The following is a 22,519-nucleotide window of genomic DNA, read 5'->3' on the forward strand; positions in this document are numbered from 1 at the left end:
TTTGTCTTAACTGATGTCGTGCGGAACGAAAGTTCTTCTCAGCAACATATCAAAAAAAACTATTGCGGCAATATGAACGTTTGCGTCGGCATCCTGAAGAAATATCAATCAGCGGGAAATAGCAGGACAAAACACCAGAAAGTAAAAGAAAGGTAGATTGTTACTGAGACAAGGCGCATAAATGTGACAGAAGTCACCAAAATAGGCCTGGAGAAAAAATATTTGCGAGGGAGCGATTCGCTCCCTCGGATCAGACTATTTAGTGATAGTTTTTACACCATCAGCGGTACCAATCAGCGCGACGTCCGCACCGCGATTCGCAAACAGGCCGACGGTCACGACGCCCGGAATACCGTTAATGGTATTTTCCAGCGCAATAGCGTCCAGAATTTCCAGACCAAACACATCGAGGATCACGTTACCGTTATCGGTCACGACGCCCTGACGATACTCCGGACGGCCGCCCAGCTTAACCAGCTGACGCGCTACGGCGCTGCGCGCCATCGGAATCACCTCTACCGGCAGCGGGAATTTACCTAAAATATCCACCTGCTTGGAAGCATCGGCGATGCAGATAAATTTATCGGCGACCGAGGCGATAATTTTCTCGCGCGTCAGCGCGGCGCCGCCGCCCTTGATCATCTGCATATGGCCGTTGATTTCATCAGCGCCGTCCACATAAATACCAAGACGGTCAACGCTGTTCAGATCAAAAACCGTAATACCGAGGCTTTTCAGTTTTTCAGTAGAGGCGTCGGAGCTGGAAACCGCTCCTTCAATCTGCCCTTTCATGGTACCCAGCGCATCAATAAAGTGCGCCGCCGTCGAGCCCGTGCCGACCCCAACGATGGTGCCCGGTTGTACATACTGCAATGCCGCCCAGCCTACTGCTTTTTTCAGTTCATCTTGCGTCATGATTATGGTCCGAGATGTGAATTCCTGTGGCGCATTATAGAACATCCGGGGTGCCATTGTCCCTGCGACGGCGATCACACAACGCAGTCGCCAATTTTTCATCTTCATCAAAAACAAATTTATGTCATAGTGCGAGTTAACGAAAAGTATTAGGGGGCACGCCAGAGCAATGAAACGACCGGACTACAGAACACTACAGGCGCTGGACGCGGTAATCAGGGAACGAGGGTTTGAGCGCGCCGCGCAGAAGCTTTGTATTACGCAGTCCGCCGTCTCTCAGCGCATCAAACAGCTGGAAAACATGTTTGGACAGCCGCTGCTGGTGCGAACCGTACCGCCGCGTCCCACCGAACAGGGGCAAAAGCTGCTGGCCCTGCTGCGTCAGGTTGAGCTGCTGGAAGAGGAGTGGCTGGGCGATGAGCAAACCGGCTCCACGCCGCTGCTGCTATCGCTGGCGGTCAACGCCGACAGTCTGGCCACCTGGCTGCTGCCCGCGCTCTCAAGCGTGCTTTCCGACTCCCCGATTCGCCTGAACCTGCAGGTGGAAGACGAGACCCGGACTCAGGAACGCCTGCGCCGCGGTGAAGTGGTCGGCGCGGTCAGTATCCAGCCGCAGGCATTGCCAAGCTGCCTGGTCGATCAGCTCGGCGCCCTCGACTATCTGTTCGTCGCCTCGAAGGAGTTTGCCCAACGCTATTTCCCTAATGGGGTGACCCGCTCGGCGCTGTTGAAAGCGCCGGTGGTGGCATTCGATCATCTCGATGATATGCATCAGGCCTTTTTGCAGCAGAACTTCGATTTGCCGCCGGGCAGCGTGCCCTGCCATATCGTCAACTCGTCTGAAGCCTTCGTGCAGCTGGCCCGCCAGGGAACGACCTGCTGTATGATCCCGCATCTGCAAATTGAAAGAGAGCTGAACAGCGGCGAGCTTATCAACCTCACGCCGGGCCTGTTCCAGCGCCGGATGCTCTACTGGCACCGTTTTGCGCCGGAAAGCCGCATGATGCGCCGGGTGACCGATGCGCTGATCGATTACGGCCACAAGGTGTTGAGGCAAGATTAACCCCCGCAAGCAGGCCGGAGTCATCCGGCCCGTGTGACCCACTATCCTCTTCTCATATCTTTGAAATACATCACAAAATAAAACATTCTATCCGGCAAAAAACGACGCATCGATGGCTGTTTTTTGCTGGCGACAGGGCCGATGAAAAAGCTCACCGTATTCGCAATACCCCATTTTATTGCGAATACGGAGCACAACATGTCTGAGTTGCAGGAGTGGCAAACGCTCGCCAACAAAGAGCTTAGCCGGCGAGAAAAAACCGTCGACGACCTGGTCAAACAGACGGCAGAGGGCATTGCCGTTAAGCCGCTGTATACCGAAGCCGATCTTGATAATCTGGAAGTGACCGGCACCCTGCCCGGCCTGCCGCCTTACGTTCGCGGCCCGCGCGCCACCATGTACACCGCACAGCCGTGGACCATCCGCCAGTACGCCGGTTTCTCTACCGCCAAAGAGTCCAACGCCTTCTATCGCCGCAACCTCGCCGCCGGGCAGAAAGGGCTTTCCGTCGCCTTCGACCTCGCGACCCATCGGGGCTATGACTCCGATAACCCGCGCGTGGCGGGCGACGTCGGTAAAGCGGGCGTGGCGATCGATACCGTCGAAGATATGAAAATTCTGTTCGATCGGATCCCGCTGGATAAGATGTCCGTGTCGATGACCATGAACGGTGCGGTGCTACCGGTGATGGCGTTTTATATCGTCGCGGCGGAAGAACAAGGGGTTGCGTCGGAGCAGCTCACCGGGACAATCCAGAACGATATTCTGAAAGAGTACCTGTGCCGTAACACCTACATTTATCCGCCGAAGCCCTCCATGCGCATTATCGCCGACATCATTGCCTGGTGTTCGGACTACATGCCGCGCTTTAACACCATCAGCATCAGCGGCTACCACATGGGTGAGGCGGGGGCTAACTGCGTGCAGCAGGTCGCCTTTACGCTGGCGGACGGTATCGAATATATCAAGGCCGCGCTCTGCGCCGGGCTGAAAATTGACGACTTCGCTCCGCGCCTGTCGTTTTTCTTCGGCATCGGCATGGATCTGTTTATGAACGTTGCGATGCTGCGCGCCGCACGCTACCTGTGGAGCGAAGCGGTGAGCGGCTTCGGCGCCACCAATCCGAAATCCTTAGCCCTGCGCACCCACTGCCAGACCTCCGGCTGGAGCCTCACCGAGCAGGATCCGTATAACAACGTGATCCGTACCACCATCGAAGCCCTCGGCGCCACGCTTGGCGGCACCCAGTCGCTGCACACCAACGCCTTTGACGAGGCGCTCGGCCTGCCCACCGACTTTTCCGCCCGCATCGCGCGTAATACGCAGATCATCATTCAGGAGGAGTCGGAGATCTGCCGCACCGTGGATCCGCTGGCCGGATCGTATTATGTGGAGTCGCTGACCGATCAAATCGTCAAGCAGGCGCGGGCCATTATTCAACAGATCGCCGAGGCGGGCGGAATGGCTAAGGCGATCGAGGCCGGGCTGCCGAAACGGATGATCGAAGAGGCCTCCGCCCGTGAACAGTCGCTGATCGATCAGGGCAAGCGCGTCATCGTCGGCGTTAATAAGTACAAGCTGGAAAAAGAGGATGAAACGGCGGTGCTGGAGATCGACAACGTCAAGGTGCGCAACGAGCAGATCGCCTCGCTGGAAAAAATCCGCGCTCAGCGTGACGATGTGACGGTAAAAGCCGCGCTGAACGCCCTCACCCACGCCGCGCAGCATCATGAAAATCTGCTGGCCGCCGCGATCAACGCCGCTCGCGTTCGCGCCACCCTGGGGGAAATCTCCGACGCGCTGGAGGCGGCGTTTGACCGCTATCTGGTACCCAGCCAGTGCGTCACCGGCGTGATTGCGCAAAGCTACCATCAGTCGGACACAGCCGCCGGCGAATTTGACGCCATCGTTGCGCAAACCGAACGGTTCCTGATGGATAACGGCCGCCGCCCGCGCATTCTGATCGCCAAAATGGGCCAGGATGGCCACGATCGCGGCGCCAAGGTGATCGCCAGCGCCTATTCCGATCTCGGCTTCGACGTTGACCTGAGCCCGATGTTTTCCACGCCGGAAGAGATTGCTCGTCTGGCGATAGAAAACGACGTGCACGTGGTTGGCGCCTCATCGCTGGCGGCAGGCCACAAAACCCTGATCCCCGAGCTGGTCGCCGCGCTGAAAAAATGGGGGCGGGAAGATATCTGCGTCATCGCCGGCGGCGTCATCCCGCCGCAGGATTACGCCTTTCTGCAGGCGCGCGGCGTGGCCGCCATTTACGGCCCCGGCACACCGATGCTGGAGAGCGTGCGCGACGTCCTGACGAGGATTAGCCAGCATCATGATTAACCCATCCACCCTGACCGACGCCATCCGACGATTACGTTTGGGCGAGCGGGCCACGCTCGCCCAGGCCATGACGCTGGTAGAGAGTCAGCATCCTCGCCACCAGGCGCTGAGCGCCCAGCTGCTGGATGCGATTATGCCCTTCACCGGCAACGCCCTGCGCCTCGGCGTCACCGGCACGCCGGGAGCCGGAAAGAGTACCTTTCTGGAAGCCTTCGGCATGCTGCTGATTCGCCATGGCCTGCGGGTTGCGGTGATCGCGGTCGATCCGAGCAGCCCGGTCAGCGGCGGCAGCATCCTTGGCGACAAAACGCGCATGATCGACCTGGCGCGATCGGATTCGGCCTTTATCCGCCCGGTGCCCTCCAGCGGCCATCTCGGCGGCACCAGCCTGCGCGCGCGGGAGCTGATACTGCTGTGCGAAGCGGCGGGCTACGACGTGGTGATTGTCGAAACCGTCGGCGTCGGCCAGTCGGAAACGGAGGTATCCCGCCTGGTGGACTGCTTTATCTCGCTGCAGATCGCCGGCGGCGGTGACGATCTGCAGGGCATCAAGAAAGGGATCATGGAGATGGCGGATATCGTCGTCATCAATAAGGATGATGGCGAGAACCGCGCCAGCGTCGCCATCACCCGGCATATGTATGAATCCGCCCTGCATATTCTGCGCCGCAAGCACGCCGCGTGGCAGCCGCGCGTTTTGAGCTGTAGCGCGCTGGAGCGGCGCGGCATCGAAGCCATCTGGCTCGCTGTTCTGGATTTCAAAACAACCCTGACTGACAGCGGCGATCTTGAAAAACTGCGCCAGCGCCAGGCGCTGGAGTGGCTGCAAAAGCAGACCGAAACCGAGGCGCTGCACCTGCTGTTTGCCCGAACCGACTTCGAGCGCTACTTCCAGCAAACGCTACAGGCGGTGAAAAACAACGGCCTCTCGCCGCGCACCGGCCTGCGGCAGATTAGCGAATTCCTTCAGAATCATTACTTTGCGTAAAAGGATATTTATGTCTTATCAATATGTTAATGTCGAAATTATCCGGAAGGTTGCGGTCATTGAGTTCAACTATAGCCGCAAGCTCAACGCCTTAAGCAAGGTGTTCATCGACGATCTGATGCAGGCGCTGAGCGACCTCAACCGGCCGGAAATACGCTGCGTTATTTTACGCGCGCCCGGGGGCGCAAAAGTCTTCTCCGCCGGCCATGATATCCATGAACTGCCCGGTGGGCGCCGCGATCCGCTCTCCTATGACGATCCGCTGCGTCAGATCACCCGCATGATCCAAAAATATCCGAAACCGGTGATCTCCATGGTCGAAGGAAGCGTCTGGGGCGGCGCGTTTGAGATGATCATGAGTTCCGATCTGATCATCGCCGCCAGCACGTCCACTTTCTCCATGACGCCGGTGAATCTCGGCGTGCCCTACAATCTGGTCGGCATTCACAACCTGACCCGCGACGCCGGTTTTCACATCGTCAAAGAGCTGATTTTCACCGCCCTGCCGATTACCGCCCAGCGCGCGCTGGCGGTCGGTATTCTCAATCATGTGGTGGACGCCGACGAACTGGAGGATTTTACCTTACAGATGGCGCACCACATCTCCGAGAAGGCGCCGCTGGCGATTGCGGTCATTAAGGAAGAGCTGCGCGTGCTTGGCGAAGCGCACACCATGAATTCCGATGAGTTCGAACGTATTCAGGGGATGCGCCGCGCCGTCTACGACAGCGAGGATTATCAGGAAGGCATGAGCGCGTTTATGGAAAAACGTAAACCTGAGTTCGTCGGCCATTAATCACGCCGGGTTAAGGAGTGCAAAATGAAACGGATGAGCGCCGATGAAGCGGCGGAGATTATCCAGCATGACCAGATGGTGGCGTTCAGCGGGTTCACGCCCGCCGGTTCGCCTAAAGCGCTGCCCGCGGCCATCGCTCGCCGCGCCGGTGAATTACATCAGGCGCAGCAGCCATTCCAGATCCGCCTGCTGACCGGCGCCTCCATCAGCGCTGCCGCCGATGATGCGCTCTCGGCGGCCGATGCCGTCTCGTGGCGCGCGCCGTATCAGACCGCCTCCGGCCTGCGGCAAAAAATCAACCAGGGGAAGGTGAATTTTGTCGACCTGCACCTGAGCGAAGTGGCGCAAATGGTCAACTACGGCTTCTTTGGCGAGATTGATGTCGCGGTGATCGAAGCCTCGGCGCTCGCGCCGGATGGACGGGTCTGGCTCACCAGCGGCATCGGCAACGCCCCAACCTGGCTGCTGCGGGCGAAGAAAGTGATCATCGAGCTGAATCACTACCACAATCCGCGCGTCGCCGAGCTGGCTGATATCATGATCCCCGGCGCGCCGCCGCGGCGCAACAGCATCGCCATCTTTCATACCATGGATCGCGTGGGCAGCCGGTACGTGCAAATCGATCCGCAAAAGATTGTCGCGGTCGTGGAGACCGAACTGCCCGACGCCGGCAACGCGCTTGATAAAATCAATCCCGTGTGCCAGCAAATCGCCGATAACGTGGTCACCTTTCTGCTGGATGAGATGGCTCGCGGGCGCATCCCGCCTGAATTTCTGCCGCTGCAAAGCGGCGTGGGCAATATCAATAACGCGGTCATGGCGCGGCTGGGTGAGAATCCGGATATTCCCGCTTTTATGATGTATTCGGAGGTATTGCAGGAGTCGGTGGTCCATCTGCTGGAAAGCGGGAAAATTACCGGCGTCAGCGCCTCCAGCCTGACGGTATCCGCCGATGCTTTGCGCAAGATTTACGACAATATGGATTTCTTCGCCAGCCGTATTGTCCTGCGCCCGCAGGAGATCTCCAATAATCCAGAAATTATCCGCCGCCTCGGGGTTATCGCCCTCAACGTGGGGCTGGAGTTTGATATCTACGGCCACGCCAATTCCACCCACGTGGCCGGGGTGAATCTGATGAACGGTATCGGCGGCAGCGGCGATTTTGAGCGCAACGCCTGGCTCTCCATCTTTATGGCCCCCTCCATCGCCAAAGAGGGGAAAATCTCCACCATCGTGCCGATGTGCAGCCACGTCGATCACAGCGAGCACAGCGTGAAGGTGATCGTGACCGAGCAGGGGATCGCCGACCTGCGCGGGCTATCGCCGCTGCAACGCGCCCGCGTCATCATTGATAACTGCGCGCACCCGCTCTATCGGGACTATTTACACCGCTACCTGGATAACGCGCCCGGCGGGCATATTCATCACGACCTCACCCACGCGTTCGACCTGCATCGTAATCTGCTTGAGCACGGCTCCATGCTCGGCTAGCCCTCCGTACCGTCGCGATCTTCCGTAATGTGCTGAAGCATCGTGGCGGTATAGCGATGGTTTTTCAGCGAATAGAGATACTCCTGCATATACATCGCGCTGCCGGGCGCATCGAAGTACTTCAGCTTCGCCGGGTTGACCAGACGCCAGGCGAAGTAGGGAATAACCGTCAAAAACTGCCCCCGCTCTACGGCGCTAATTTTGGCCATAAAGCTGTAGGGACGATAGATAATCGTCGGGTTGATCCCGCTGGGGCGCATATACGCGTCCAGCATCGCCTCAAAATTGGCCCGGTTCTGGAAGCGCATCTGCAGCCAGGGCAGCTCACGTAAAAGTTCCTGCGGCGGCCTATCTTCATAACGGCGGGAAACCAGAAACCCAAGCCGCAGCGGCGCGAGTTCGCTAATGGTCAAATTTTCCAGCTCCTGCACGCGGGCCGAAACGTGCTGCGGCGAGATAATAAAATCGAGCTGACGGTCGAACAGATTATCAATCACCCCGTTCTCGCTGAACTCCACGGCCTGGGTGGTCACCCCATCGTATTTATCGCCCAGGCTGATGAGCTGATCGAAAATAATCGTCGGATAGGTATTATCGATGCCGATAACAACGTTGCGCGAGCGGCGCGCGGAAAAGTGAATTTCGTTATCGATGGCCGATAAGCGCTGATAAATGGGAAACAGCTTCTGATAGAGCTCCTGCCCCGCTTTATTGAGGCTGATGCTGTTATCTTTGCGGGTAAATAGCGTATAGCCTATTCGATCCTCGAGCGCAGCAATGCTTTTGCCGAAGGGAGACGCGGTCATATGAATTTTTTCCGCCGCTCTGGCGATGTTGTTAGTCTGCGCCAACAAAATGAAATTGCGCATCTTTTTCGAAATAAAGATATCCATGCTCACCTCATAGTAGAACAGGGATATATCCTTACCTCATTCAGGGAAAAGACTTGTGTCGCGCTCTCACTTTTACAGATAGTCACAGAAAAAAGCCCGGCGCGAAGGCCGGGCGATAGGATTACTGCGCCGCTTTGGGTTGTTCGGCGGGTTTCGCCGGCTCCGCAGCTGCTGGCGCAGGCTGGGTCGACTGCAGCTCAAACACCACGTCCACCTGGTCATCAAACTGAATGGTCGCCTGCTCGTAGGTTTCCTGGGCAGAAACCGGCGCCGCATCGGCTTTCATCATCCGCACCATCGGGCTTGGCTGGTAGTTGGAGACATGATAGCGAACGCTATAGACGGGCCCCAGTTTGCCGTGGAAGCCGGTAGCCAGCTCCTGAGCCTGGTGAATGGCATCATCAATCGCCGCTTTACGCGCTTTATCTTTATAAGCGTCCGGCTGCGCCACGCCCAGTGAGACGGAACGGATCTCATTCAGACCGGCTTTAAGCGCGCCATCTAACAGACCGTTGAGCTTATCCAGCTGGCGCAGCGTCACTTCAACGCTACGCACCGCGCGGTAGCCCTTAAGAATGCTTTTGCCGTTCTGATAGTCGTAATCAGGCTGGGTACGCAGGTTGGCAGAGTTAATGTCTTTCTTCGCAATACCGCTCTTCTCCAGGAAGGAGAGATACTGGGCCACGCGCTCATCGGCCTGTTTTTTAGCGGATGCCGCGTCTTTCGCGGAGACGTTAACTTCAATCGCCAGCGTAGCGATATCAGGAACCGCCGCAACGCTGGCGGTACCTGAAGTGACAATATGTGGGCCGTTCGGCAACTCATTTGCCTGAGCTGCCATTGCGCTAAATCCGAGTGCCGCCGCCAGGGCCATGACTTTTAACTTCACTGTCGTTTCTCCATATTACATTGGTCGTCTATACACAGACGCATGCCAGCAAGCTTAGCGCTTACGCGGAGAAAGTCCATCGGACAAGGCTTAGTTAAGCAGCGCCTGCACGTGGGCCAGGCCATCTTTCGCCAGTTGCAGAGCAATGATCCACATCACCAGACCCACCAGCACGTTAATTATTCGCTGCGCCTTCGCCGTACGCAGGCGCGGGGCCAGCCAGGCGGCCAGCAGGGCCAGGCCAAAGAACCATAAGAACGACGCGCTGATGGTGCCTAACGCAAACCAGCGCTTTGGCTCCATCGCCAGCTGGCCGCCGAGACTACCAAGAACCACAAACGTATCCAGATAGACGTGGGGATTCAGCCAGGTCACCGCCAGCATGGTGACGATAATTTTCCAGCGCCCCTGCTTCATCACTTCCGCGCTGGCCAGCTCCAGATTGCTGCTAAAAGCCGTTTTCAGCGCGCCAAAACCGTACCACAATAAAAAAACGACGCCGCCCCAGGTCACCAGCGCCAGCAGCCACGGCGACTGCATCAGCAGCGCGCTGCCGCCAAAAATCCCGGCGCAGATCAGCAGCAGATCGCTGATGGCGCACAGCAGCGCGATCATCAGATGGTACTGACGGCGAATGCCCTGATTCATCACAAAGGCGTTTTGCGGGCCAAGCGGCAAAATCATGGCCGCTCCCAGAGCAAGGCCCTGAAAGTAATAAGATAACATGGGGAGTGATTTCCACTGAAAGAGTCAATGCCGGGGAATATAGCTCGCAAATAACATTAGAGGAAATTTAAAATATTAATCATTAATAAGCCAATCTAATGATCAGATTCGAATAAAAGGCCGGGCGTACCGGCCTTTTAGAGGGGAAACTACTCTGCTTTTTCCTGCGGACGAATCACATGCACATCCATCTGCGGATACGGGAAGCCGATGCCGTTGGCGTCAAAGTCGCGCTTAATGCGCTCCAGAACATCCCAGTAAACGCTTTGCAGATCGCTGCTTTTACTCCATACGCGTACCACGTAGTTCACCGATGACGCGCCCAGTTCATTCAGACGCACGGTCATTTCACGATCTTTGAGGATACGTTCATCCGATTCGATAATATTGGTGAGCAGCTGCTTCACTTTATCGATATCAGCATCGTAGGCCACGCCGATGATAAACTCGTTGCGGCGCACCGGCTCGCGGGAGAAGTTGATGATATTCCCGGCGATGATTTTGCCGTTCGGCACCACCACGATTTTGCCATCCGCGCTGCGCAGGGTCGTGGAGAATATCTGCACATTCAGCACGGTTCCCGCGATGCCGCCAAGGTCAACGTATTCACCGGCGCGGAACGGGCGGAAGACCACCAGCAGAACGCCAGCGGCAAGGTTAGACAGCGAGCCCTGCAGCGCCAGACCAACGGCTAAACCCGCGGCGCCGAGGACGGCAATGACCGAGGCGGTTTGCACGCCCACGCGGCCCAGAGCGGCTATCAGCGTAAAAGCAATAACGGCATAGCGCACCAGCGCAGAAAGAAAATCGGCAACGGTGGCATCAATATGCCGCGCCCGCATCAGGCGATTCACAGTATTGGAAACAATGCGCGCCACGATCAAACCGACAATAATAATCGCGAGAGCCGCGACGATGTTGACGGCATAGCTCAGCAGTAATGCCTGATTGCGCACCAGCCATGAACCGGCGTTATTTATGCTATCGACAACGTTCAAATCTTCCATTCAACTTTCCTTATGGATACCCGGACGGGAAATAAAAAAACCAAACCTGTAATGTCAGCCTGGTTAAGGGTAAACAATAACAGTGCGTTTTGCCAAATTGATCACATTTATTTAGCAACATTTCATATTGTTCAGATAATAAAAAAGCCCGCATTTCTGCGGGCTTCCGGGTAAGAAACGAAATTTTCTTACAGAACGTCGATCGCGTTCAGCTCTTTAAATGCCTGCTCCAGACGCGTCACCATGGAAGTCTGTGCAGCGCGCAGCCATACGCGCGGATCGTAGTATTTCTTGTTCGGCTGGTCTTCGCCTTTCGGGTTGCCCAGCTGGCCCTGCAGGTAAGCTTCGTTAGTTTTGTAGTACTGCAGGATACCGTCCCAGGTTGCCCATTGGGTATCGGTATCGATGTTCATTTTGATCACGCCGTAGCTTACGGAGTCTTTGATTTCCTGAGCGGAAGAACCGGAACCACCGTGGAATACGAAGTTCAGGCTGTTGTGCGGCAGGTTGTGTTTCTTAGAAACGTATTCCTGAGAGTCGCGCAGGATAGTCGGGGTCAGTACTACGTTGCCCGGCTTGTAAACGCCGTGTACGTTACCGAAGGAAGCGGCGATGGTGAAACGCGGGCTGATTTTGCTCAGCTCGGTGTACGCGTAATCAACGTCTTCCGGCTGGGTGTACAGCGCAGAAGCGTCCATGTGGCTGTTGTCCACGCCGTCTTCTTCGCCGCCGGTGCAGCCCAGTTCGATTTCCAGAGTCATGTCCATTTTGGCCATACGCGCCAGGTACTTAGAACAGATCTCGATGTTTTCGTGCAGGGACTCTTCAGACAGGTCGATCATGTGAGAAGAGAACAGCGGTTTGCCGGTTGCAGCGAAGTGTTTTTCACCGGCGTCCAGCAGACCATCGATCCACGGCAGCAGTTTCTTCGCGCAGTGGTCGGTGTGCAGGATAACCGGAACACCGTAGTGCTCAGCCATCTGATGAACGTGATGCGCGCCAGAGATAGCGCCCAGGATGGCTGCGCCCTGAGGAACGTCAGTTTTCACGCCTTTACCCGCGATGAACGCAGCGCCGCCGTTAGAGAACTGAACGATAACCGGAGAACGAACTTTTGCAGCTGCTTCCAGAACGGCGTTGATGGAATCAGTACCCACGCAGTTTACCGCTGGCAGAGCAAATTGGTTTTCTTTAGCGACCTGGAACACTTTCTGAACGTCGTCGCCAGTGATGACGCCCGGTTTTACGAAATCAAAAATTTTAGACATGTTACGTAGTCCTGTATCTGTATCTTCGACCGTTGAAGAAGGTTCGCGAGCTTTTACGCGCGCTGAAAAACAGGCGGGTCTCCCCGCCTGAACTGAATTACTGCTTAGCGCGCTCTTCGAGCATAGCTACTGCCGGCAGAACTTTACCTTCCACGAATTCGAGGAATGCGCCGCCGCCGGTGGAGATGTAGGAGATTTTGTCAGCAATGCCGAACAGGTCGATTGCTGCCAGAGTGTCGCCGCCGCCGGCGATAGAGAACGCTTCGCTGTCTGCGATGGCGTTAGCCACGATTTCAGTCCCTTTGCGGAAGTTCGGGAATTCGAACACGCCGACCGGGCCGTTCCACAGGATGGTTTTCGCATTTTTCAGGATTTCAGCCAGTTTCTCTGCGGAAGCATCGCCCAGGTCCAGAATCTGCTCTTCATCTTTGATGTCGTTAACAGATTTCAGGGTCGCGGTTGCGGTTTCAGAGAACTCGGTTGCCACGCGAACGTCAGTCGGAACCGGGATATCGCAGGTCGTCAGCAGACGTTTCGCTTCGTCAACCAGATCGGCTTCGTACAGGGATTTACCCACGTTGTGGCCCTGAGCGGCAACGAAGGTGTTGGCGATGCCGCCGCCAACGATCAGCTGGTCAGCGATTTTAGACAGGGAATCCAGAACGGTCAGCTTAGTGGAAACTTTAGAACCGCCCACGATAGCGACCATCGGACGGGCCGGTTCTTTCAGCGCTTTACCCAGGGCGTCCAGCTCAGCGGCCAGCAGCGGACCTGCGCAAGCGACGTCAGCGAATTTGCCGATACCGTGAGTAGAAGCCTGCGCGCGGTGAGCGGTACCGAACGCGTCCATGACGAATACATCGCACAGCGCAGCGTATTTTTTCGACAGCGCTTCGTCGTCTTTCTTCTCGCCTTTGTTAAAGCGAACGTTTTCCAGAACCACCAGCTCACCGGCAGCGACTTCTACGCCGTCCAGGTAATCTTTAACCAGACGTACCGGGTTAGACAGTTTGTCTTTCAGGTAGTTAACAACCGGCAGCAGAGAGAATTCTTCGTTGTACTCGCCTTCGGTAGGACGACCCAGGTGGGAAGTGACCATCACTTTCGCACCCTGCTTCAGGGCCAGTTCGATGGTCGGCAGAGAAGCGCGGATACGCGCGTCGCTGGTTACTTTCCCTTCTTTAACCGGTACGTTCAGATCCGCACGGATAAAAACGCGTTTACCAGCCAGATCCAGATCGGTCATCTTAATTACAGACATGGTGAATCCTCTCGTTGATTCTTGATAAAGTTTTGCAGGCGCCTGCGCGCCTTACCTGAAACCTTGTGCGGCCATCGCTAACGTGGTGTCGAGCATCCGGTTAGCAAAGCCCCATTCGTTATCGCACCAGACCAGCGTTTTGATCAAATGCGCGCCACTTACCCGCGTTTGCGTGCCATCGACGATGGCGCTATGGGGATCGTGGTTGAAATCTATCGAGACTAACGGCAATTCCGTATAGTCAACTATACCATGAAATACACCCTGCGCTGCTTTTTGCAGCAACTGGTTGACTTCACTTGCTTTTACCGGTTTTTTCACCGTGACGCTAAGGTCGATTGCCGTCACATTAATCGTCGGTACCCGGACCGCAATCGCTTCAAAACGATCGTTAAACTGAGGGAAAATACGCGTGATCCCCGCAGCAAGCTTAGTATCAACCGGGATGATCGACTGGCTGGCCGCTCGCGTCCGGCGTAAATCCGGATGCCAGGAATCAATGACCTGCTGATCGTTCATTGATGAGTGGATCGTCGTTACCGTACCCGACTCAATGCCATAGGCATCATCTAACAGCTTAATGACCGGAATAATGCAGTTGGTGGTGCAGGAGGCGTTGGAGACGATACGGTGCTCGGTTCTTAATTCGTCATGGTTTACGCCAAAAACGATCGTCGCGTCGAGATCGCCGCCGCCAGGATGTGAAAAAAGCACTTTCCTGGCGCCGGCCTGAAGATGGGCTTCGCCATGTTCGCGGCTGCCGTAAACGCCGGTACAGTCAAGTACCACATCAACCGCCAGTTCCCGCCAGGGCAACGCCTCAAGGGAAGGTTCATGCAGCAGACGGATGGCATCATCGCCAACAAACAGCTGCTCTCTCTCCTGACGCACATCCCAGGCAAAGCGCCCATGGCTGGTGTCATATTTCAATAAATGCGCGATGCCGGCAGCATCCGCCAGTTCATTGATTGCCACCACGGTAATTTCCGCACGACGCCCGGATTCATACAAAGCACGAACCACGTTACGCCCGATGCGACCGAAGCCATTAATCGCAATGCGTATGGTCATAGGTCTCCTGCAAGGCTGTCCATGATAAGAGGTGGCTGACAGAGTAATGCAGCAACGCTCTAAGGGAAACCTTACCTGTCGCAAACTGCGACTGATTGATTAATTGTCGAACATTTAGACGACTGAAACGCTTCAGCTAGAATAAGCCAAACAAGGAATAAAAGGAATGATTGTCCAGCTGGAGAAAGCATTTATCTGACTTACATCACACTTTCACGCTATCTGCTGGGGAATTTATTCCATATTCCAGAATGACGAATAAGCGTAGCAATATCTTTTCGTTGCCGGACCGCTAATACTGATTTATATCAGAAACTATACTGAAGAGCGGCGATATTATTACCGTTACGTCCGAGTTTCGGAGTCCCTCTAAAATCATGACAATTCCCCACATTCAGCCCTCTGCGGCACGTTACTATGCGCTTCGCTTACTTCCGGGCGAGGAGGTTTTTTCCCGCCTGCACGCGTTTGTGCAGCAACACCATATTCAGGCCGGCTGGATAGCTGGCTGCACCGGCAGCCTAAGCAACGTAGCGTTACGCTTTGCCGGTCAGGATCAAACCGCCTTATTGAACGGAATATATGAGGTGATTTCTCTGAATGGCACGCTGGAATTAGCCGGAGAACATCTCCATTTATCCCTATCCGATCCGCAAGGCGCCATGCTCGGCGGCCATATGATGCCCGGCTGTACCGTCCGCACCACCCTTGAGCTGGTGATCGGCGAACTGACCTCCGTGGCGTTTAGCCGTCAGCCGTGTGCGGTGTCCGGCTATGACGAATTGGTCATTTCATCCCGCTAACGTTTCACTTAAACGAGGTCTTCTATGGCGCGTCGCCAATTTTCCAGCCAGTCTCTGGTCCTGATTGTCATTGCTATCGCCATCAATATGGTCGGCGGTCAGCTGATCAGCATGCTGAAATTACCGATTTTTCTCGACTCTATTGGCACCTTAATCAGCGCGGTGCTGTTAGGCCCGGTGGTCGGAATGCTGACTGGCCTACTCACTAACCTGCTGTGGGGGTTATTGACCGATCCTATCGCCGCCGCCTTCGCTCCGGTGGCGATGGTTATCGGGCTGGTGGCTGGATGGCTGGCGCGGGCGGGATGGTTTCGCACCTTACCGAAAGTGGTGGCCAGCGGTGTCATCATTACTCTCGCCGTCACGCTTGTCGCCGTGCCTATTCGCACTACGTTGTTTGGCGGCGTCACCGGCAGCGGTGCCGATCTCTTTGTCGCCTGGATGCACTCGGTCGGCCAGAATCTGGTGGAGTCCGTCGCGATCACCGTGCTGGGCGCGAACCTGGTCGATAAAATCCTGACGGCGGCCATCGTCTGGGTCCTGTTGCGCCAGCTTCCGCTACGCACAACGCGCCATTTCCCAACCATGTCTGCTGTACGCTAAATGCATCCCTTTACCTCATTAAGCCTGTGGGCGCTCGCCGCCTGCTCCACGCTCCTGCTACCCGCGGGTGCGCCCTTAAGCCTTTACAGCGCGCTGACTTTCATCTGTTTACTGGGAATCAAGGCCACGCGACCACGGGCAAAATACGTACTCTGGCTGATGATCCCTTTAGGGTTAGGCCTGTGGCTGGTGCACGGCGGCTGGTTGAGCGAATGGATCGCTGGACAAGCGCGTGAACCTGAACGTTGGGCCAATGCCGTCACGCTCTGGCTGCGGATCCTGGCCATCGTATCAACATCGCAGCTGTGGATGCACTACGTGCCGGTTTCGCGGTTTATGCGCGCCCTGTTTGCCTCCCGCTTGCCGCCGGGTCTCGCCTATCTGTTTGCCGGCCCGTTGCTGGTTGTCGAGCAGCTCAAACGCCAGCTGGCGATTATTCATGAGGCCCAGTGCGCACGGGGCGTCCCGCTGGATGAGGCCTGGTATCATCGTTTACGCGCGATGCCTGCATTGATTGTGCCGCTTACCCATAATGCGCTCAACGATTTAGCCGTACGCGGTGCGGCGTTGGATATGCGAGGATTTCGCCTGCATCGGACACGCACCACGCTGTGGGCACCACCGGACAGCACCTTACAGCGTTGGGCACGCTACGCCATGGTGGCGCTGATAGTCACCGAGACCGGAGTCTGGATATGGTTACATTAGAACAGTTTCGCTATCTTCCAACCCATGCCACGCGCCCACCTACCTGCTTCGATTTTCACTACGCCGAGCCCGGTATGGTGGCGATTTTTGGCGATAACGGCAGCGGAAAAAGTACGCTTGCGCAGTTGATGGCGGGCTGGTATCCGGATTTCCTCCCCGGAGAAATTGAAGGTAAAGGAACGTTACTCGGGAACCCTATCGGACAGTTGTCGCTCGTCGAACAGGCGAGCACCGTCCAGCTGGTTCAACAATCCCCCTATCTCCAGCTTTCCGGCTGTACATTCAGCGTCGAAGAAGAGGTCGCTTTTGGTCCTGAAAATCTCTGCCTCAGCGAAGACGAGATTATGCGTCGTATTGATGAAGCGCTGACGCTGACGGCATGCCAGGCGTTACGTCATCGCCACCCGGCCACTCTCTCCGGCGGAGAAACCCAGCGGGTAGTCATTGCCAGCGCGCTTGCCATGCAGCCCAGGATATTGATACTGGATGAAGCGTTTAGCCGTTTGACGGCGCAGGCTAGCGCCATGCTTCTGGAGCGCTTGCGGCACTGGGCGCAGGCGCAGCGTTCCTTGATTATCCTTTTTGAACGAACTCCCTCGCCTTTTCTTGCCTGGTGTCAGCAGGGATGGCGACTGCATGATGGAGCGCTTTCCCCGCTATGCTGACGTTGAATCAGGTGACTTATCGCTGGCCCGGCGCGGCGGCAGACTGTTTGCAAAACATCTCGCTAAACCTCGGTGAAAACGAATGGCTGGCGCTCACCGGCGATAACGGCGCGGGGAAATCCACCCTGCTGCGGGTGATGGCCGGACTGCTACCCGCCACGTCCGGTACCGTCAATTTGCTGGATAAGCCGATGGCGCATTATAAAAATCGCCATCGCGCCGGTATGCTCGGCGTCCTGTTTCAGGAAGCTGAAAATCAAATCTTTCACAGCAAGGTGGCTGAAGAAGTCGCCTTCGGGCTGCGGCTACAGAAACGGTCTGCCGCAGAGGTTGCGCAACGCACCGCGGCAGCGCTGCAGCTTTGCCAGTTAGAGGACGTCGCCGATGCGCATCCGCTGGATTTGCATACCGCCCAGCGCCGCATGGTGGCCGTCGCCTGTCTGGAAGCGATGGCGCCAGCAGTTCTGCTGCTCGACGAACCCAGCCGCGATTTTGACCAGCACTGGCTGACGATATTTGAGGAGTGGCTTGCGGTTTGCCGCAAAAGGGGGACCAGCGTAGTGGCTATCAGCCATGACCCGGCTTTTATACAGCGCAACTTTTCCCGCATGGTGCGCCTGGAAAAGGGAAGGCTACTGAGTATTTCCTGAAAAAGAAACGGGCCGCCTGAGCGACCCGTTTTTTACGGTGACAACTAAAGTCTTTACCCGGAGGCGGTGCTGCGCACCTGCCCGGGCTACCCGACCGCACTGGCCCCGTAGCTCGGACAAGGCGCGGCTTTACCGCGCCGGAAGAGTGAAAGGACTACAGCAGCGCTTTCGCTTTCGCGATCACGTTGTCCACGGTGAAGCCAAACTCTTCAAACAGCAGCTCCGCCGGCGCAGACTCACCGAAGGTGGTCATGCCGACGATCGCGCCGTTCAGGCCCACATATTTGAACCAGTAGTCAGCGATACCCGCTTCGATAGCCACGCGCGCAGAGACGGCTTTCGGCAGCACGGCTTCACGGTAAGCGGCATCCTGCTTGTCGAACGCGTCGGTGGACGGCATGGAAACCACGCGCGCCTTCACGCCTTCGGCAGTCAGTTTTTCGTAAGCGGCGACCGCCAGCTCAACTTCAGAGCCGGTGGCGATGAAGATCAGTTCCGGCTGACCGGCACAATCCTTCAGCACGTAGCCGCCGCGGGCAACGTTCGCCAGCTGCTCTTCGGTACGCTCCTGCTGCGCCAGGTTCTGACGGGACAGAATCAGCGCGGTCGGACCGTCCTGACGCTCTACGCCGTATTTCCATGCGATGGCGGATTCCACCTGGTCGCACGGACGCCATGTGGACATGTTCGGGGTGACGCGCAGGGAAGCCACCTGCTCTACCGGCTGGTGAGTCGGGCCGTCTTCGCCCAGACCGATGGAGTCGTGGGTGTAGACCATCACCTGACGCTGTTTCATCAGCGCCGCCATACGTACCGCGTTACGCGCGTACTCGACGAACATCAGGAAGGTGGAGGTATACGGCAGGAAACCGCCGTGCAGGGCGATACCGTTGGCAATCGCGGTCATACCGAATTCGCGCACGCCGTAGTGAATGTAGTTACCGGCAGTGTCTTCGTTGATCGCTTTAGAACCGGACCACAGGGTCAGGTTACTTGGCGCCAGGTCAGCGGAGCCGCCGAGGAATTCCGGCAGCAGCGGGCCGAAGGCTTCAATGGCGTTCTGGGACGCTTTACGGCTGGCGATTTTCGCCGGGTTAGCCTGCAGCTTAGCGATGAACTCGTTCGCTTTCGCGTCGAAGTCAGCCGGCATGTCGCCTTTCATACGACGAGTAAACTCAGCGGCTTCCTGCGGGAAGGCTTTGGCGTAGGCGGCAAATTTCTCGTTCCACGCAGACTCTTTCGCCTGGCCGGCTTCTTTGGCATCCCACTGGGCATAGATTTCAGACGGGATTTCAAACGCCGGATGTTTCCAGCCGAGCGCTTCGCGGGTCAGCGCGATTTCCGCGTCGCCCAGCGGCGCGCCGTGGGAGTCGTGGGTACCGGCTTTGTTCGGCGAACCGAAACCGATAATGGTTTTGCACATCAGCAGGGACGGTTTGTCGGTGACCGCACGCGCTTCTTCTACCGCGCGTTTAATCGAGTCAGCATCATGGCCGTCAACGCCGCGCACCACGTGCCAGCCGTAGGCTTCAAAGCGCTTCGCGGTGTCATCGGTGAACCAGCCTTCTACATGACCGTCGATGGAGATGCCGTTGTCGTCATAGAACGCAACAAGCTTGCCCAGCTTCAGGGTACCGGCCAGGGAGCATACCTCGTGGGAGATACCTTCCATCATGCAGCCGTCGCCCATGAACGCGTAGGTGAAGTGGTCAACAATGTCGTGGCCCGGACGGTTGAACTGCGCCGCCAGAGTTTTCTCCGCAATGGCCATACCGACCGCATTCGCAATACCCTGACCCAGCGGGCCGGTGGTGGTTTCCACGCCCGCGGTGTAGCCGACTTCCGGGTGACCCGGCGTTTTAGAGTGCAGTTGACGGAAGTTCTTCAGCTCTTCAATCGGCAGATCATAACCGGTGAGGTGCAGCAGGCTGTAAATCAGCATGGAGCCGTGACCGTTGGACAGCACGAAGCGGTCGCGGTCGGCCCAGGACGGGTTCTGCGGGTTATGATTCAGGAAATCACGCCACAGGACTTCGGCAATGTCAGCCATACCCATCGGGGCACCCGGGTGGCCGGATTTGGCTTTCTGTACTGCGTCCATGCTCAGCGCACGAATAGCGTTAGCAAGCTCTTTACGTGAGGACATTTTGACTCCAGATCGGATAATGAAGGCCATGCCCGCAACGACTTGACGACAGCGCGTTTTGGGCTACGCCGGAAAAAAGTGTGAACAATGTAACCTAAGCGGCAAAGCATGTACATGGAGCATCCTTTTGCCGTTTAAGAAATCTCTGGAACACGTTGTGCTACGGCGTAATCCTCTCGCCCGCATTCTCATATAGTATTTATAATTTGCACAGGATACGGCAGGCAGCCATCGCCGTTTTTTCGGATAAATAACCATAAGATTGTGGAAGATAAAAAATGAAATTTCGTTCAGCTATTCTTGCCCTTGGGATCGCAGCAACGCTAACCGGATGCCAGAACATGGATTCCAACGGCCTGCTTAGCTCCGGCGCGGAGGCCTTCCAGGCTTACTCGCTCAGCGACGAGCAGGTGAAAGCCTTAAGCGACAAAGCCTGTCAGGAGATGGATGCGAAGGCGACTATCGCGCCTGCCAGCAGTGAATACAGCAAACGTCTGGGTAAAATCGCCGCCGCGCTGGGGGACAACATCAACGGCCAGCCGGTGAACTATAAGGTATACCAGACCAAAGACGTTAACGCCTTCGCCATGGCTAACGGCTGCATCCGCGTTTACAGCGGGCTGATGGATTTGATGAATGATAATGAAGTTGAAGCGGTCATCGGCCACGAAATGGGTCACGTCGCGCTGGGCCACGTGAAGAAAGGGATGCAGGTAGCGCTGGGCACTAACGCGGTACGCGCGGCGGCGGCCTCCGCGGGCGGCATCGTCGGTAGTCTGTCGCAATCGCAGCTGGGCGATCTGGGCGAGAAGCTGGTGAACTCGCAGTTCTCCCAGCGTCAGGAATCGGAAGCGGACGACTACTCGTACGATCTGCTGCGCAAGCGCGGAATCAATCCGGCGGGTCTCGCCACCAGCTTCGAGAAACTGGCGAAGCTGGAAGCCGGACGCCAAAGCTCAATGTTTGACGATCATCCGGCATCGGAAGCACGCGCTCAGCATATCCGCGATCGCATGGCGGCGGACGGCATCAAATAATTCTCGCCCCGGTTTGTAACAAATCGGACGTTATGGGCGGGCTCCGGACAGCGCACCGCCACCGGAGCGTACACGTCGTACGTGAGGATAGCGAGCGCTGCCCGGCTGCAAAATGGCGAGTAAAATAGTCCGCTTACTCGCCTTTTTTCGCCGCCTGGATATACAGCATTTCCAGCGCCAGCGTCGCCGCCGCCAGGGCGGTGATTTCAGACTGGTCGTAGGCCGGAGCGACTTCCACCACATCCATGCCGACGATGTTCAGATCCTTGAGGCCACGCACCAGCTTGATCGCCCGATCGGAGGTCAGCCCGCCGATCACCGGCGTACCGGTACCCGGGGCAAACGCCGGATCCAGACAGTCAATATCAAAGGTCAGATACACCGGCATATCGCCGACGATCTGTTTCACCTGAGCGATCACGTCGTCAACGCTGCGATCGTTGACCTGGCCCGCATCCAGCACCGTGAAGCCGTTGTCCTTATCAAACTCGGTACGGATACCGATCTGCACCGAATGATGCGGATCGATCAGGCCTTCGTTCGGCGCGGTGTAGAACATGGTGCCATGGTCAAATTCGCAGCCGTTAGCGTAGGTATCGGTGTGGGCATCGAAATGTACCAGCGCCATTTTGCCGAAGTGCTTAGCATGCGCGCGCAGCAGCGGTAGCGTCACAAAATGGTCGCCGCCGAAGGAGAGCATGCGTTTACCTGCCGCCAGCAGTTTTTCCGCGTGGGCCTGCAGCTTTTCACTCATTTCACGCGCGTCGCCGAAGGCATAAACCAGATCGCCGCAGTCCACGACGTTCAGGCGCTCGCGCATGTCAAAATTCCACGGGAAGCGGTTATGCTCCCACGCAAGGTTCGTCGACACCTGACGGATCGCCGCCGGGCCATGACGGCCGCCCGCGCGTCCGGAGGTCGCCATATCAAACGGTACGCCGGTGATGACCCAGTCCGCATCGCTGTCATACGGCATGAAATTCATCGGTAGACGCAGAAAACCAAATGCGTTGGATACCAGGGAGTTATCGTATTGATGACCTAAGGTGCTCATGGATATGACCTCTTTTACCGTCGTTGTATTGAAATACAAATATAAAAAAACCCCTCCGCGTCGTTAGGCCCGACGAGGAAGGGTTTTGAATGAGTTTACTGCTTAATTGGGCGAATTATCGCCGCAAATTTCTACGGGTTCA

General features: G+C 56.6%; 21 protein-coding genes. 11 read left to right on the forward strand and 10 right to left on the reverse strand.

Features of this window, described 5'->3' with window-relative positions:
* Positions 1-255: 255 nt before the first annotated feature.
* Positions 256-915, reverse strand: coding sequence for a ribose-5-phosphate isomerase RpiA (gene rpiA, locus CMQ96_RS11735; protein ID WP_004125006.1), 660 nt, complete (start codon positions 913-915; stop codon positions 256-258).
* Positions 916-1,084: 169 nt separating this feature from the next.
* Here rpiA and argP point away from each other — a divergent pair, with 169 nt between their 5' ends.
* From argP to CMQ96_RS11760, 5 genes are all read left to right on the forward strand, one after another.
* The gene (gene argP / locus CMQ96_RS11740) at positions 1,085-1,978 is read left to right on the forward strand and encodes a DNA-binding transcriptional regulator ArgP (protein WP_004105608.1); all 894 of its coding nucleotides are present in this window, start codon (positions 1,085-1,087) and stop codon (positions 1,976-1,978) included.
* Between the two features lie 198 nt (positions 1,979-2,176).
* Entirely contained in the window at positions 2,177-4,321 is a 2,145-nt protein-coding gene (scpA, locus tag CMQ96_RS11745; protein ID WP_004133570.1) for a methylmalonyl-CoA mutase, read from the forward strand.
* Positions 4,314-5,309 (forward strand): methylmalonyl Co-A mutase-associated GTPase MeaB, encoded by a 996-nt coding sequence (gene meaB / locus CMQ96_RS11750; RefSeq protein WP_064343194.1) that lies wholly within the window; start codon positions 4,314-4,316, stop codon positions 5,307-5,309. The genes scpA and meaB overlap by 8 nt, the downstream gene beginning before the upstream one ends.
* Before the next feature lie 10 nt (positions 5,310-5,319).
* Positions 5,320-6,105 (forward strand): methylmalonyl-CoA decarboxylase, encoded by a 786-nt coding sequence (scpB, locus tag CMQ96_RS11755; RefSeq protein ID WP_004133567.1) that lies wholly within the window; start codon positions 5,320-5,322, stop codon positions 6,103-6,105.
* 24 nt (positions 6,106-6,129) lie between these two features.
* Positions 6,130-7,596 (forward strand): acetyl-CoA hydrolase/transferase family protein, encoded by a 1,467-nt coding sequence (locus CMQ96_RS11760; RefSeq protein WP_075210875.1) that lies wholly within the window; start codon positions 6,130-6,132, stop codon positions 7,594-7,596.
* On the opposite strand, the gene CMQ96_RS11765 is transcribed toward CMQ96_RS11760, so the two are convergent.
* From CMQ96_RS11765 to epd, 7 genes are all read right to left on the reverse strand, one after another.
* Positions 7,593-8,489 carry a LysR family transcriptional regulator gene (locus CMQ96_RS11765; RefSeq protein WP_004133564.1) on the reverse strand — a complete coding sequence of 299 codons (897 nt, stop codon included), beginning with the start codon at positions 8,487-8,489 and terminating at the stop codon, positions 7,593-7,595. The genes CMQ96_RS11760 and CMQ96_RS11765 overlap by 4 nt on opposite strands.
* A gap of 121 nt (positions 8,490-8,610) precedes the next feature.
* On the reverse strand, positions 8,611-9,378 hold the full coding sequence (locus CMQ96_RS11770) for an oxidative stress defense protein (protein ID WP_004133562.1): 768 nt from the start codon (positions 9,376-9,378) through the stop codon (positions 8,611-8,613).
* 90 nt (positions 9,379-9,468) lie between these two features.
* Positions 9,469-10,104 (reverse strand): arginine exporter ArgO, encoded by a 636-nt coding sequence (argO, locus tag CMQ96_RS11775; protein WP_064343195.1) that lies wholly within the window; start codon positions 10,102-10,104, stop codon positions 9,469-9,471.
* Positions 10,105-10,253: 149 nt separating this feature from the next.
* Positions 10,254-11,111 carry a small-conductance mechanosensitive channel MscS gene (locus CMQ96_RS11780; protein ID WP_024358637.1) on the reverse strand — a complete coding sequence of 286 codons (858 nt, stop codon included), beginning with the start codon at positions 11,109-11,111 and terminating at the stop codon, positions 10,254-10,256.
* 188 nt (positions 11,112-11,299) lie between these two features.
* Positions 11,300-12,379: a class II fructose-bisphosphate aldolase gene (fbaA, locus tag CMQ96_RS11785; RefSeq protein ID WP_004125043.1), complete on the reverse strand. Its 1,080-nt coding sequence runs from the start codon at positions 12,377-12,379 to the stop codon at positions 11,300-11,302.
* A 97-nt stretch (positions 12,380-12,476) separates the two neighbouring features.
* Positions 12,477-13,640, reverse strand: coding sequence for a phosphoglycerate kinase (gene pgk / locus CMQ96_RS11790; RefSeq protein ID WP_004125049.1), 1,164 nt, complete (start codon positions 13,638-13,640; stop codon positions 12,477-12,479).
* 51 nt (positions 13,641-13,691) lie between these two features.
* Positions 13,692-14,711 (reverse strand): erythrose-4-phosphate dehydrogenase, encoded by a 1,020-nt coding sequence (epd, locus tag CMQ96_RS11795; RefSeq protein ID WP_098066862.1) that lies wholly within the window; start codon positions 14,709-14,711, stop codon positions 13,692-13,694.
* Positions 14,712-15,088: 377 nt separating this feature from the next.
* On the opposite strand from epd, the gene CMQ96_RS11800 reads away from it, so the two are divergent.
* From CMQ96_RS11800 to CMQ96_RS11820, 5 genes are read left to right on the forward strand one after another with little or no spacing between them, the layout of a single operon-like run.
* Positions 15,089-15,514 (forward strand): PPC domain-containing DNA-binding protein, encoded by a 426-nt coding sequence (locus CMQ96_RS11800; protein ID WP_098066863.1) that lies wholly within the window; start codon positions 15,089-15,091, stop codon positions 15,512-15,514.
* Between the two features lie 24 nt (positions 15,515-15,538).
* A complete protein-coding gene (locus CMQ96_RS11805) occupies positions 15,539-16,117 on the forward strand; it encodes an ECF transporter S component (protein WP_004133556.1) in 579 nt (192 codons plus the stop codon).
* Positions 16,118-16,825 (forward strand): energy-coupling factor transporter transmembrane component T, encoded by a 708-nt coding sequence (locus CMQ96_RS11810; RefSeq protein WP_004133554.1) that lies wholly within the window; start codon positions 16,118-16,120, stop codon positions 16,823-16,825.
* Positions 16,813-17,490, forward strand: coding sequence for an ABC transporter ATP-binding protein (locus tag CMQ96_RS11815; RefSeq protein ID WP_098066864.1), 678 nt, complete (start codon positions 16,813-16,815; stop codon positions 17,488-17,490). The genes CMQ96_RS11810 and CMQ96_RS11815 overlap by 13 nt, the downstream gene beginning before the upstream one ends.
* A complete protein-coding gene (locus CMQ96_RS11820; protein ID WP_049090232.1) occupies positions 17,484-18,140 on the forward strand; it encodes an ABC transporter ATP-binding protein in 657 nt (218 codons plus the stop codon). The genes CMQ96_RS11815 and CMQ96_RS11820 overlap by 7 nt, the downstream gene beginning before the upstream one ends.
* A 154-nt stretch (positions 18,141-18,294) precedes the next feature.
* Here CMQ96_RS11820 and tkt read toward each other — a convergent pair whose 3' ends face one another.
* Complete coding sequence (gene tkt, locus CMQ96_RS11825) at positions 18,295-20,286, reverse strand: transketolase (RefSeq protein ID WP_098066865.1); 1,992 nt, start codon at positions 20,284-20,286, stop codon at positions 18,295-18,297.
* Between the two features lie 278 nt (positions 20,287-20,564).
* Here tkt and CMQ96_RS11830 point away from each other — a divergent pair, with 278 nt between their 5' ends.
* Positions 20,565-21,323 (forward strand): M48 family metallopeptidase, encoded by a 759-nt coding sequence (locus CMQ96_RS11830; RefSeq protein WP_004133548.1) that lies wholly within the window; start codon positions 20,565-20,567, stop codon positions 21,321-21,323.
* 133 nt (positions 21,324-21,456) lie between these two features.
* On the opposite strand, the gene speB is transcribed toward CMQ96_RS11830, so the two are convergent.
* On the reverse strand, positions 21,457-22,377 hold the full coding sequence (gene speB / locus CMQ96_RS11835; protein WP_004105690.1) for an agmatinase: 921 nt from the start codon (positions 22,375-22,377) through the stop codon (positions 21,457-21,459).
* Between the last annotated feature and the right edge of the window lie 142 nt (positions 22,378-22,519).

Origin of the sequence: Klebsiella sp. MBT K-1 (assembly GCF_002556465.1) — a bacterium.
Lineage (GTDB): Bacteria > Pseudomonadota > Gammaproteobacteria > Enterobacterales > Enterobacteriaceae > Klebsiella > Klebsiella grimontii.

Bases quoted from the DNA above. Each gene is read 5' to 3' on its own strand.
- rpiA (WP_004125006.1), bottom strand. From the start codon at position 915: ATGACGCAAGATGAACTGAAAAAAGCAGTAGGCTGGGCGGCATTGCAG.
- argP (WP_004105608.1), top strand. From the start codon at position 1,085: ATGAAACGACCGGACTACAGAACACTACAGGCGCTGGACGCGGTAATC.
- scpA (WP_004133570.1), top strand. From the start codon at position 2,177: ATGTCTGAGTTGCAGGAGTGGCAAACGCTCGCCAACAAAGAGCTTAGC.
- meaB (WP_064343194.1), top strand. From the start codon at position 4,314: ATGATTAACCCATCCACCCTGACCGACGCCATCCGACGATTACGTTTG.
- scpB (WP_004133567.1), top strand. From the start codon at position 5,320: ATGTCTTATCAATATGTTAATGTCGAAATTATCCGGAAGGTTGCGGTC.
- CMQ96_RS11760 (WP_075210875.1), top strand. From the start codon at position 6,130: ATGAAACGGATGAGCGCCGATGAAGCGGCGGAGATTATCCAGCATGAC.
- CMQ96_RS11765 (WP_004133564.1), bottom strand. From the start codon at position 8,489: ATGGATATCTTTATTTCGAAAAAGATGCGCAATTTCATTTTGTTGGCG.
- argO (WP_064343195.1), bottom strand. From the start codon at position 10,104: ATGTTATCTTATTACTTTCAGGGCCTTGCTCTGGGAGCGGCCATGATT.
- CMQ96_RS11780 (WP_024358637.1), bottom strand. From the start codon at position 11,111: ATGGAAGATTTGAACGTTGTCGATAGCATAAATAACGCCGGTTCATGG.
- fbaA (WP_004125043.1), bottom strand. From the start codon at position 12,379: ATGTCTAAAATTTTTGATTTCGTAAAACCGGGCGTCATCACTGGCGAC.
- pgk (WP_004125049.1), bottom strand. From the start codon at position 13,640: ATGTCTGTAATTAAGATGACCGATCTGGATCTGGCTGGTAAACGCGTT.
- epd (WP_098066862.1), bottom strand. From the start codon at position 14,711: ATGACCATACGCATTGCGATTAATGGCTTCGGTCGCATCGGGCGTAAC.
- CMQ96_RS11800 (WP_098066863.1), top strand. From the start codon at position 15,089: ATGACAATTCCCCACATTCAGCCCTCTGCGGCACGTTACTATGCGCTT.
- CMQ96_RS11805 (WP_004133556.1), top strand. From the start codon at position 15,539: ATGGCGCGTCGCCAATTTTCCAGCCAGTCTCTGGTCCTGATTGTCATT.
- CMQ96_RS11810 (WP_004133554.1), top strand. From the start codon at position 16,118: ATGCATCCCTTTACCTCATTAAGCCTGTGGGCGCTCGCCGCCTGCTCC.
- CMQ96_RS11815 (WP_098066864.1), top strand. From the start codon at position 16,813: ATGGTTACATTAGAACAGTTTCGCTATCTTCCAACCCATGCCACGCGC.
- CMQ96_RS11820 (WP_049090232.1), top strand. From the start codon at position 17,484: ATGCTGACGTTGAATCAGGTGACTTATCGCTGGCCCGGCGCGGCGGCA.
- tkt (WP_098066865.1), bottom strand. From the start codon at position 20,286: ATGTCCTCACGTAAAGAGCTTGCTAACGCTATTCGTGCGCTGAGCATG.
- CMQ96_RS11830 (WP_004133548.1), top strand. From the start codon at position 20,565: ATGAAATTTCGTTCAGCTATTCTTGCCCTTGGGATCGCAGCAACGCTA.
- speB (WP_004105690.1), bottom strand. From the start codon at position 22,377: ATGAGCACCTTAGGTCATCAATACGATAACTCCCTGGTATCCAACGCA.